Here is a 10,883-nt window from a genome sequence, read left to right as displayed (position 1 = left end):
GACATTCGACGCGCTTTATTCAGGAGAGTGGAGACACCCTACATCTAGTAGGTGTATGCCTTAACCGGATAGGCACGCATCAAACCATCGGAAACGATAAGAGTAGCCGCCGTTTTCAAACACCCCCCTCGGATGACCCTGCTTATCGTAGTTCCTCATCCAATCCGGCAATTCGGATTCTGCCGTGTAATGAGTAACATAGCTCTTTCTCGTCAGTTCCGCGTTTCTGACAGCGGTTCCTTCATGAGGCAAGTTACCATGCCAAAGCAACACATCCCCCCGCTTAGGACAGAATTGACGTGGCGCGATTTCCTGTTCAGCCATGCGCGCCCGCAGATATTGCGCAAAATCGCCTGGTGTCCTTGAAGAGTGTTCGTCATAAATGATCGAGCCCTCGCCCCAATCAAAAAAACCTGATTGATCCAACTTATGGCCACCGGGGTAGTAGGCAAGCGGTCCGGCATTCGGATGAATATCCTCCAACGGCACCCAGGAAGCCGCGAGGAAACTCAATTTCTTCTGTTGGCGTACATAAGGATAATCAATGTGAATCGGTTGTTCGCTGCCACGCCAGAACGTCAATGACTGGCAGACCGACGGCGGCATACGAAACACATGCTCCAAAAACTCGGTAACGACCGACGTCAGGCTCAGCCGCGCCGCCGCAAGGGAGAAGCAATGCATATGATTAAGCTTCATCCCGGTTAGGTTGGCTGGAAATCCGTCTATGTCCCGGCTGGACATCTGCTGACCACGAATCTCGATCGGCACCTCATATGTGTCGTAATCCCTGACTAGCGTGTCGATATCTTCCAAGTACCTATCTATGAGATCGCTGGCGACCGCCTGCTCAAACACGACGACGCCATCATCGCGCCATCGACGCAGTTTCTCGGCGAGGTCGAAGTCAGGCCTCTCCGATAACGAGCCGACATAGGCATCGATGTCGCAATCATCCTTGTCGATCCATGGAACATCGCTCGTCCATGCTTCTTTCGGCACGACAGTTTCAGCGTTGATATGTCGCGACATATGTTCCTCCGAAAGACACCCTACAAAAACCTTAGAGCCGCGCTCCAAAAAAGGCCACCTCAGCGGCATGGCCGCCTAAGCCTTTCGCAGAACGACCGCCGCCTGCCAGAAACGCGACGGATCGTCGACATGGGCGCGCACTTCGAATTCGGGCATCCAATTCGCTTCGAAATAGCTGATCGGGCACACCGCATCGCCATAGACAGTCGCATCGCGAAAATCGCCGCCGCCGGTCGGCAGGTAGACGAGCTGCCCTGCGTCGTAGGCCGGAAGCATCGCGGATGCGTAGTCCGAAAAACGCTGCAAACCGGCGTGCCAACCGCTCTCGGGCGACTGTCCCTTCAGCCCGATGACGAATTCGAGGAAGCGCCTCGGTTCGATCGTCATGGCGACGATGGCACCCGGCCGCGCCACACGCTTGAACTCGTTCATCCAGTGACAATGCACGTTTTCCGGCAGATGAGTGAAGACCGAATAGGCGAGAATGACATCCATGCTGGCATCGTCATAGGGGAGCCGACCGAGCGGTTCGATCCTCTCCAGCTTGCCGGGAATGCCGAGCGACCGGCACGATTCCACAATGTCGGGATCGATGTCGACGCCATGCAGCCCGCCTTCCGCGACGTCCTTCCAGAAAAAGCGCAGAAAACGTCCCCAGCCAGTGCCAAAGTCGAGAATATTCGAACCTGAATGAAGTGGGCTGCCGGCCTTTGCCGCCTCCGACTTGAAAAATTCGTAGAAACGAAGGCCTTCCCACAGGGCATTTTCATTCGACGAACCGACAAATTGGGCCTGCACCGCTTCGGGTGGAAATTGCGGAAACCGAAGGCCGTTCACCGTCGTGGATCGGGTACTCTGGATCAACATGTCCAGCCACTCGGTATCCGATAGATGTCTGAAATCGTCTATGTTACTCATGCAATCCTTCCACGAAGTACCGGCAACTCCGCCGCCGTCGATATTTCCTTCACAGCAAAACCGCCTTTCTTCATGCATACCACGAAAACACGTTCGACGGTATGAGCCAATGAGCCGTCGACCTGCCCCAGTTCGTCCCTTACGTTCTCGATATTTTCCACTACCGTTCCTCCAGTCTTCTTGTCTTCGCGAGCGACACATCCGCTTCGGAAGGTCGCGCTGGTCGATCGCTCCAGCATTTCCCGCATGCCCGGAATGCCGCGGCTGGCCGCGGCATGGAGTTCGACCTAGATCGTGCCCGTCTGTCGCGCCAGGTCGTTGAGCGGAATTTGACTCTTCGTCGAACAAAACTCCCTCGAGGCGGCACTGACGGCAACGTCAAGTATTGCCACCCTCCCCATTCTTCCAAATGCCAACTCGGCAATGTTGGCTGACCATCAAACCATCGGCAAGGGTAGGAGTAGCCGCCGTTTTCAAACATCCTATCGGTTGGCATGCTCAATCGTAGTAACACATCCATCGCAAATGCCCCACATGCGGGTTTATCCTAATAAGCGGCTAACCAGTTCCACCATCTCCGGTTGAGAAGAAAAATCAGGATGACGCTCGGTTCTCAGTTCAAACTGCTCATAGATTTCTTGTGCATACGCATTGGCCTTCACGCTCTGCGACGTCAGTTCCCCGTAGCGCCCGCGCAAGCGCTCCTGTACCGAAACGATTTCGGCCAGATGCAGAACCTGATTTGAACCCTGGGTCACACTCGTCTGGTGACGCCGGTGCAAATTGAGCGACTTCGGGGAGAAGGCGACCTTGCCGTGCTCGAGGAGCAATGTATAGGCGAGCCAGTCGCCCGCAATTCGGTAGGCCGCGATCTCCTCGCAATGCGTCCGCAATACCTTGAGCAGCGCATCGCGGCGGAACACAACGCCGCTGACATTCGGGATCGTATTCTTGATGCTCAGCGCTTCGCAAATCTCCCTGCGCCCCTCCACGACATAGGGAGAGCGCCACCGCTCCGGCGATATATCGGCGACGTAATCGAGATAGTCGCCGGATAGAATTCGGCCGTCCGGCCCCATCTGCTTGGATTGGCAGTAACTCATGACCACGTCGGGATCGGAAAACGCCGCGATGACCTCCGCCAGAAACGAATCCTCGGAGAGGTCGTCCGCCTCGGCGATCCAGACATAATCGCCGGCCGCTTCTTCCACCCCCCGGAGCCACTGGCGAAAGACCGAGCCGCTGTTCTGTTCGTTCGGGATGATGCGTGCATCGAACGGGAGATCGGCGAGACTCGCCTTGGCCACCTCCAGGCTATCGTCTGTCGAGGCATCGTCCAGCACAAGCAATTCGTAGATCGGATAAGTCTGTGCCGCGATGGTGGAGATGCGATCCGCGAGAATACGCGCGTAGTTGTAATTCGGGACGATGACGGAGACCCTGTAAGGGGGCTGCCCGCCGAGAGCGAGCAGATCGTGTACATAGCGTCGGAAGGAGAAATCCCGCGCGACGAGCGCGCGCCCCGCTTCGCGGGCGACCTCAGAACGTCGCTCGTCGCCGAGAAATTCGAGAATGGCTCGGCTATAGGCGTCAACATCCCCTTGGGGGACGACAGCGCCTTTGGCCTCCAGCACGAGCAGCAGGTTGCCAACGGCACCGTCGAAGGCGACGACCGGAAGACCGCTATCCATTGCTTCCATGATCACAGAGGGAAACGGGTCTTCGCGCGAGGTCATCGCGTAGAGATCGGCGCCCGCATAATAGAGATCCGTATCGGCATCGACGCCCGGGAAACCGAAGCTCGACGAAGCTTCCGCCGCTTCAATCTGTCTGCGCAGTTCCTTCGTGAGATCGCACTCGTTGGGACCGAGCCAGAGGAAGAAGACATCGGGACGTTTCTGCAAAACTTGCATTGCCGCCTGGACGAAAAGATCCGTCGCCTTGCGCAGACTGACATGTCCGACTGCGAGCACGATGCGCGTCTCGGGTCGAAGGCCGAGGCGGCGCCTCAGCTCACGCCTGGCCTCGGCGATCTCCTTCTCGCTGCGATAGCGATTTCTCTTGTAAAGACCCTGCGGTCGGATGACCCGCTGAACATCGTCGACCCGCCCGATCCTCTCGAAACCCTCGGCAATCATCGGCGCGGGAAAGACGATCCGGTCGGCGGCTTTCGCAATCGATCGGACCGCGGACTCGAGTTCGTATTCGGCGATTACGCCCGAAAATTCATGAACGAGCGAAACGGTCCGGACGCCATACTCCTTAAGGAGGGCGAGGAAATGCCCCGCCACCGTGGTGTTGCAGATCGCGAGGTCGCCTTCACGGAGGCCGAGCCGTTCGATCAGGGCGCGGCCGCCCGCCCCCGCCGAATCCGTGCCGGTGAGATCATGCACGGTTCCCCACCGCGCGAACTCAGCTTTCAACGGGCCTCCGGCGAGCAAAACAATATCGACGTTTCGTCCGAACTCCTCCTTCAACGTCTTTGCGATGTTGATCGCCAGAAATTGTGCCCCGTAGGGGAGCGCGTCGTGGCTCACCAGGACGAGCCTGGACGCATCCTGATCGGGGCTGTCGACTGTCGACACGGTCGTTTCGAGCGCTTCCCTGGTCGCCTCGAGATAGGCGTAGCCATAACGCCTGTCGGGCTCGAGATAGGCTCCCTCGGCCCATTCGTTCCAGGCATTGATGAAGACAAGCCTCTCGTCCGGATTCCCGTACCGCTCGCGGGTCATGCGACAAAGGCCGGAGAACCACTCGCGGTAGAGGGTCGGTGTGGACCCGAAGTAGACATGTCCCCTTCCCGGCCGGCGCGCTTCATTGTCCCACGAGGGTGAGGCGGTCCTGAAGAGCGTATAGTCAGGCCAGGGCTTCGTGACACTGGACTTCGCCATCCGCTCGTAGCTGTAGACCTTCCCGTCGTAGTCCGAAGCGAAGGGCTTTATTCCCTCGACCTCCTCTAGCGCAACGCCATGAGGGGGGAACTCCACCGCCGCGTCGAATCCGAAAACTCGCGGATCGTCGATGCCGAAGGACTGCGCGGCGATCAGATAGGGGACGCCTATCCCACGCTCCGCACAGTAGTCTCGCCAGATTTGCGCGGTCCGCTTTGCATTAGGCAGCACATTGACACGATAGACGATGATGACGGGACGGCCGTCGATGCGGATATATCGGGGATCGCGCAGCAGCGGCTCCATGTCCCGGATGATCTCGAGGTCATCCTGCGGCTCATAGCGCTGCTCCATCAGGATTTCCTGCTCGCTCCCGTCCCATCTCCTCGTCCAGTTCTCGTTCGCCCAGCAGATGCAAAACGGAAAGTCGAGCTCCTTGTGCGCGAGGAACTGATTGAGAGGACGCTCAAGAAGTCTCCGTCCGCCTGTAAACCAGTAATAGTGGAAGCAGAAACCGTGAATGCCGTACCGCCTCGCGAGGTCGATTTGCTGCTGCTGAACCTCGGGAAGCCTGAGATCGTAAAAGCCGAGTTCTCCCGGCAGTTTAGGATGATAGTGGCCCGGGAATTGCGGAACAGCCTTGGTGACATTCGTCCACTCCGTGAACCCCTTGCCCCACCATGCATCGTTTTCGGGAATCGGATGAAACTGCGGAAGATAGAAGGCGATCGCCCTCACATCGATACCGCGAGCGGCCGGTCGGGCCGAAATGGGGACGGAGTCCGCCTGTCTGCCAGCGATGGGCGGCATTGCCGCAGCCGGAAGCAGCTTCGCCGTCGCAAGGTCCGGTCCGACCGGCGAGGCGTAGGACGGCGGCGCGCTCTTCTCCATCCGGCTCCGCATCCGCCGGGCAAATCCCTTGGGCAATATCCAGCGGAAGCGAAGAATGAAACGGCTCGTCCGGTACTTGCGCTCCATTTTTCGCGTCCGCTTCGGACGCATGCGGACCGGCGCCTCGACGATCAGAAATTGCTCCGCCGGTACAGGCGATGACTTCTCCATCCGCCGGTACATTCGCCGAACCACCGATTCCGGCAGGATTTTCCTGCATGCCAGAAGGGCCGAACTCGACTTCCAACGCAGGAAACGGCGCAACGTCTTGAACGGCCGCGCCCGTGCATGACGCAGTGCGTGATAGATACGATGGTAGTCGGCATTCCGCTGCTCGAACGCCTCGTCCAACAGCCGCCATTCCGCTTCGCTCCCGGCGAGCTGTTCTTCCAGCCGCGCGAGCTTCGTCTCGGCCTCTTCCTTCTCCCGGCCAGCCTCCGCCAGGGCCGCTTCGCTCCCGGCGAGATGTTCTTCCAGCCGCGCAAGCTTCGTCTCGGCCTCTTCCTTCTCCCGGCCAGCCTCCGCCGCCTCCGCGCGGAACGCTTCCTCGCGCCGACCGGCTTCGACAAGCGTTGCGCCTGACTGCTGAAGCGCCTCGCGAAGCTCTGCAGCCCGCGCCTCCGCTGCCTTTACCTCCGTGCGGAGCGCTTCCTCGCGCCGACCGGCTTCGGCAAGCGTTGCGCCTGACTGCTGAAGCGCCTCGCGCAAATCGCCGATCTGTTTACGACTCGTTTCCAGTTCGCTGCCAAGGCCCTTGGCCACGTCTTCCGCCCGTCGGGCCGTTTCTCTTTCCGTGTCGAGATGTCTCTTCAGCGCCTCCGCCCGGCGCCACGCCTCGGAGAGTTCCGTCTCCGACCGCGACAACGTCTCGCGCAGCTCCCCTGCCTGCGCGGCCACGGCCTGGTTGAGGCTGGCGATCCGGCCGTCGCGCTCCGTCAGCGTCACGGTCAATTCAGATGACGATGTGGAGGTGATATTTGCCAATAGGTGAATCACGTCATCGGGATCGGTGAGCCCCTGTATCGAATAAATCTCCTTTGTGGGCATCTGAACTCTCCCCAGTTCCACCCACGATTTCCGATCGAGAGCGACCACGGCGGCGGTGTCGATGGTGTGGCTTTCGATATTTCTGGAACAGCTCAGACCGACGTAAACAACGTCGTCGACAACGCAAATGCCGCGCGTATATCCATCGAACGTTTGCGAGCGCAGCAAATCGCCCGTCGGGCCAAATTCGACCAATTCTCGGTACTCGGAATTTGCCAGCAGCAGGTTCTCGCCGAGAGAAACGAGGCTGTGCGGTTGAGACAGGCCCGCAATCAGGCGGTCTCCTGTGAGTAGATCCTGCACAAAACCGGATTTCTCGGTTTTTCCCTTGTATTCGCGTTTCGTGCGGAATTCTCCAAACGCCGAGAAAACGATCCTCCCGTTCCACTTTTCCAGACAGTTGATATGACAGGCGTCTTCTTCGCCGGGGAAAACCCAGCGCTGCATTTCCTCGCCGGCGCTGTTAAATTTTATTATTTTATTTTCCGATGTTCCAACCGCGTAGAAAAAATCGTTGTCCAAATACACATCGTGTATGTCGTTGACTTCTGGCGCGCCACGAAAAATCTCTGGCACATCGCCGCCATAGAAGCAAATTCTCTTAGGCTGAATGCTGCGGAGAACCTTTCTTCCCTTTATGCTGAGCCCGGTGGTGTTGAAATTGTCAAGCTGGAAAGTCTTGCCGTCGTGAACGAAATAAAGACCACCTCCATTTGGAGAAGATACGAGAATCTTGTCAAATAACTTTCTCATCGACGTATCACCCTTTAATTTTTCAAAGGCATACGCCTTCGCCTGTTCTTTCACTGCCGATTGAGGGAGTAGCGCCCGCCGCTCATTCCCCGCGCCCCAGTCGGGCGAGGTAATGCCCGTAGGTCGAGCTTCCGAGGGCCTGCACGGCAACCCACAGATCCTCGGCGGTAATATACCCGAGTTCATGCGCGATCACTTCCGGGCAGGCAATCTTCAGGCCCTGACGGTGTTCGATCGTCCTGACAAATTCCGCCGCCTCCAATAGCGCGTCATGTGTGCCGGTATCGAGCCACGCATAACCGCGCCCCAGTTGCTCGACCCGGAGTTTGCCTTTTGCAAGATAGGCCAGGTTGACATCGGTGATTTCGAGCTCGCCGCGCGGAGAGGGGCGAAGGCTTTTGGCGATCTCGACAACATCATTGTCGTAGAAATAAAGCCCCGTCACCGCCCAGTTCGAGCGTGGCGCTCCCGGTTTCTCTTCAATCGACAGGACATTCGACTCGCCGTCGAACTCGACAACGCCGTAACGCTCCGGATCACCTACATGATAGGCAAAGACGGTTGCGCCTTCACGCTTTGAAACCTCACGCATTTTTGCGGGCAGTCCGTCTCCGTAAAAAAGATTGTCGCCCAGCACGAGAGCGCAGGACGCATCGCCGATAAACTTCTCCCCAATCAGAAAAGCCTGCGCCAAGCCGTCCGGGCGGGGCTGTTCGGCATAGGAGAGGCTTATGCCCCATTGCGATCCATCGCCCAGCAGGCGCTGAAACAGCGGCAGGTCATGCGGCGTCGAGATAAGGAGAATGTCCCTGATCCCCGCCAGCATCAGTGTCGTCAGCGGATAGTAGATCATCGGCTTGTCATAGACAGGAAGCAGCTGCTTGCTAATGGCACCCGTCACCGGATAGAGGCGCGTACCGGAACCGCCCGCAAGAATGATGCCCTTCATGATACGTTTTCCATATCTGTGCTTTGCAGAAGCTCATTGAGACATTGGCTCAAGCTGATTTTCCAATCCGGAAGCGCAATCCCGTATGCGTCCTTGATCTTCTGACAATCAAGTCTCGAATTCATGGGTCGTTGGGCCGGGGTCGGATAGTCGCTCGTGGGTATCGCGATCACGTTTGGGGACTTCATGCCCAAAGCCGCCGACTGTGCAAATATTTCACGCGCAAATCCGCACCAGGTCGTCTCGCCACTTCCGGCGAGGTGATAAGTGCCATAGGCCCCGTCACCATTAAGCAGACGCGCGGAAATCACGCCGATGGCGTCAGCGATGTCAGTGGCGAAGGTGGGGGCGCCGCACTGATCGTCGACCACCCTCAATTCGTCACGACTCTCCGCGAGCCGCAGCATCGTCTTGACAAAATTGTTACCGGTCGAGCTGCAAACCCAGCTTGTACGCAGGATCACATGCTCCCTCAATAGTCCGCGAATGGCCGCCTCGCCTTCCGCCTTCGATGCGCCATAGACATTAAGCGGGGCGGTCGGATCGTCCTCGACGTAAGGCACTCTCTTGACGCCATCAAAGACATAATCTGTCGAAATATGAATGAGAGGAATTCTCGCTTGCGCGCAAAGTCTTGCAAGAATGGCGGCCCCATCGCTGTTGATGGCGAAAGTGAGATCACTCTCGCTCTCAGCCTTATCGACGGCTGTGTATGCCGCCGCATTGACGACGAGTCTTGGGTTATGCGCCGCGAAAGCCCGCTCGACTGAACCGGGATCCGTCAAATCGATCTCGTCGCGTCCAAGCGCAACATGCCGAACACCATCAAAGCCCCGGGCATCAAGCGCCTGCGCGACCTGTCCGTAGCGGCCAACGACAAGGATCGGGCGCTTGTCCGCCTGCACTGCGACCGGCTCGGCTCGCCCCTTGCCATCAGGCAGAAGGCCCAGTCTCTCGCCGCCATAGATGCCCGATCGCAGCGGTCGCCACCACCCCTCGTTTGCAAGATACCATTCGATCGTCTTGTGAAGTCCGGTTTCGAAGTTCTCCTGCGCATGCCAGCCAAGTTCGTCTTCAAGTTTGGTGGCATCGATCGCATAACGCTGATCGTGTCCGGGACGGTCGGCAACAAACTCAATGAGATCCCGACGGCGCTCGACGGTCGCCGCAGGCTGTTTTTCGTCAAGATAATCGCAGATCGCTTCCACGACTTCGAGATTTGTGCGCTCGTTCCGTCCGCCGATATTATATTTTTCGCCGGGAAGGCCTCGCCTCAGAACGAGATCCAGGGCGCGCGCATGGTCATCGACATAGAGCCAGTCTCGAACATTGTTGCCTTTGCCATAAACGGGCAGCGGCTTTTCCTCCAGCGCGTTAAGTATCACCAGAGGTATAAGCTTCTCGGGAAAGTGATAAGGCCCGTAATTATTCGAGCAATTCGTTATCAAAACCGGAAGTCCGTAGGTGTGATGCCAGGCATTCACAAGGTGATCGGCTGACGCCTTGCTCGAAGCGTAAGGCGAGTTGGGACTATAAGCCGTTGTCTCGCAGAACAATCCCTCCGATCCCAGGCTTCCATAGACCTCGTCGGTTGAAACATGAAGGAAACGGAAATCTCTTTGCCGCGATTGCGGCAACCCTTCCCGGTATCGCCTTGCCGCCTCAAGCAACGTATAGGTCCCGATAATGTTGGTCTGTATGAAATCAGCCGACCCCGTGATCGAACGATCTACGTGCGACTCTGCCGCAAGATGCATGACTGCATCAGGTTCATGGGTCTGAAATATCTCATCGAGCAAACCACCATCGCAAATGTCGCCCTTGATGAATTGATAGCGCGAACTTCCTGCCACCGGCGCAAGCGAATTCAAATTGGCTGCATAGGTCAACTTGTCGACATTGACGACTTCAGCGTCAGTTTTTGCGATGAAATGCCTGCATACAGCTGAACCGATAAATCCGGCGCCTCCGGTAACCAGTACTCTCATAATTTGCCCCGGCAACTTTCAGAAATTCACGCGTCTACAGCGCGAAGACAAAATCCCAATCACCTATATTTCACCCACGCCGTATTCGAAATATGATGGCAGGTCAGCAAGCAAAGGATGTCGGCAATCTTTCTCCGACAGGACAGGCGTGATGCCATCCAGTCCCCAATCGATTCCCAATGCCGGATCGTTCCACAAGAGCCCGCTATCATGCTCGGCAGAATAGAAGTTCGACACCTTGTAAACAACTTCGGTGTCATCTTCGAGCGTGACCAGCCCATGCGCAAACCCGATCGGGACAAGTATCTGGAGACCGTTTTCGGCACTAAGAACGACACGTGCCTATCCGGTTAAGGCATACACCTACTAGATGTAGGGTGTCTCCACTCTCCTGAATAAAGCGCGTCGAATGTC

General features: G+C 57.4%; 6 protein-coding genes and 4 pseudogenes. 1 reads left to right on the top strand and 9 read right to left on the bottom strand.

From position 1 onward, the window contains the following. Window positions 1-60 precede the first annotated feature (60 nt). From F2P47_RS17365 to F2P47_RS18175, 5 genes and pseudogenes are all read right to left on the bottom strand, one after another. Window positions 61-1,032: a phytanoyl-CoA dioxygenase family protein gene (locus tag F2P47_RS17365; protein WP_185681190.1), complete on the bottom strand. Its 972-nt coding sequence runs from the start codon at window positions 1,030-1,032 to the stop codon at window positions 61-63. 75 nt (window positions 1,033-1,107) lie between these two features. Beyond that, entirely contained in the window at window positions 1,108-1,950 is an 843-nt protein-coding gene (locus tag F2P47_RS17360) for a class I SAM-dependent methyltransferase (RefSeq protein ID WP_152217656.1), read from the bottom strand. After that, window positions 1,947-2,111, bottom strand: coding sequence for a hypothetical protein (locus F2P47_RS17785; protein ID WP_185681189.1), 165 nt, complete (start codon window positions 2,109-2,111; stop codon window positions 1,947-1,949). The genes F2P47_RS17360 and F2P47_RS17785 overlap by 4 nt, the downstream gene beginning before the upstream one ends. Before the next feature lie 381 nt (window positions 2,112-2,492). Continuing rightward, entirely contained in the window at window positions 2,493-6,779 is a 4,287-nt protein-coding gene (locus F2P47_RS17355) for a glycoside hydrolase family 99-like domain-containing protein (protein WP_246176960.1), read from the bottom strand. A gap of 21 nt (window positions 6,780-6,800) precedes the next feature. After that, window positions 6,801-7,301: pseudogene (locus tag F2P47_RS18175) on the bottom strand (DUF4915 domain-containing protein); the annotation flags it as partial. Here F2P47_RS18175 and F2P47_RS17780 point away from each other — a divergent pair. After that, complete coding sequence (locus F2P47_RS17780) at window positions 7,185-7,523, top strand: hypothetical protein (RefSeq protein WP_185681191.1); 339 nt, start codon at window positions 7,185-7,187, stop codon at window positions 7,521-7,523. The pseudogene F2P47_RS18175 and the gene F2P47_RS17780 overlap by 117 nt on opposite strands. Window positions 7,524-7,614: 91 nt before the next feature. Here F2P47_RS17780 and rfbA read toward each other — a convergent pair whose 3' ends face one another. The 4 genes and pseudogenes from rfbA to F2P47_RS17340 all read right to left on the bottom strand — a co-directional run. Further along, window positions 7,615-8,481 carry a glucose-1-phosphate thymidylyltransferase RfbA gene (rfbA, locus tag F2P47_RS17350; RefSeq protein WP_152217654.1) on the bottom strand — a complete coding sequence of 289 codons (867 nt, stop codon included), beginning with the start codon at window positions 8,479-8,481 and terminating at the stop codon, window positions 7,615-7,617. After that, window positions 8,478-9,353, bottom strand: a pseudogene (gene rfbD, locus F2P47_RS17995) (dTDP-4-dehydrorhamnose reductase); the annotation flags it as partial. The gene rfbA and the pseudogene rfbD, both read right to left, overlap by 4 nt. 66 nt (window positions 9,354-9,419) lie before the next feature. Continuing rightward, a pseudogene (rfbB, locus tag F2P47_RS17990) lies at window positions 9,420-10,469 on the bottom strand (dTDP-glucose 4,6-dehydratase); the annotation flags it as partial. Between the two features lie 63 nt (window positions 10,470-10,532). Next, window positions 10,533-10,793 (bottom strand): annotated as a pseudogene (locus tag F2P47_RS17340) (dTDP-4-dehydrorhamnose 3,5-epimerase family protein); the annotation flags it as partial. Window positions 10,794-10,883: the final 90 nt, after the last annotated feature.

Source organism: Parvibaculum sedimenti (assembly GCF_009184905.1).
In the GTDB taxonomy this organism is placed as follows: domain Bacteria; phylum Pseudomonadota; class Alphaproteobacteria; order Parvibaculales; family Parvibaculaceae; genus Parvibaculum; species Parvibaculum sedimenti.
Note: the sequence above shows the minus strand (reverse complement) of the source record. Positions and strands in the feature narration are given on the sequence as shown.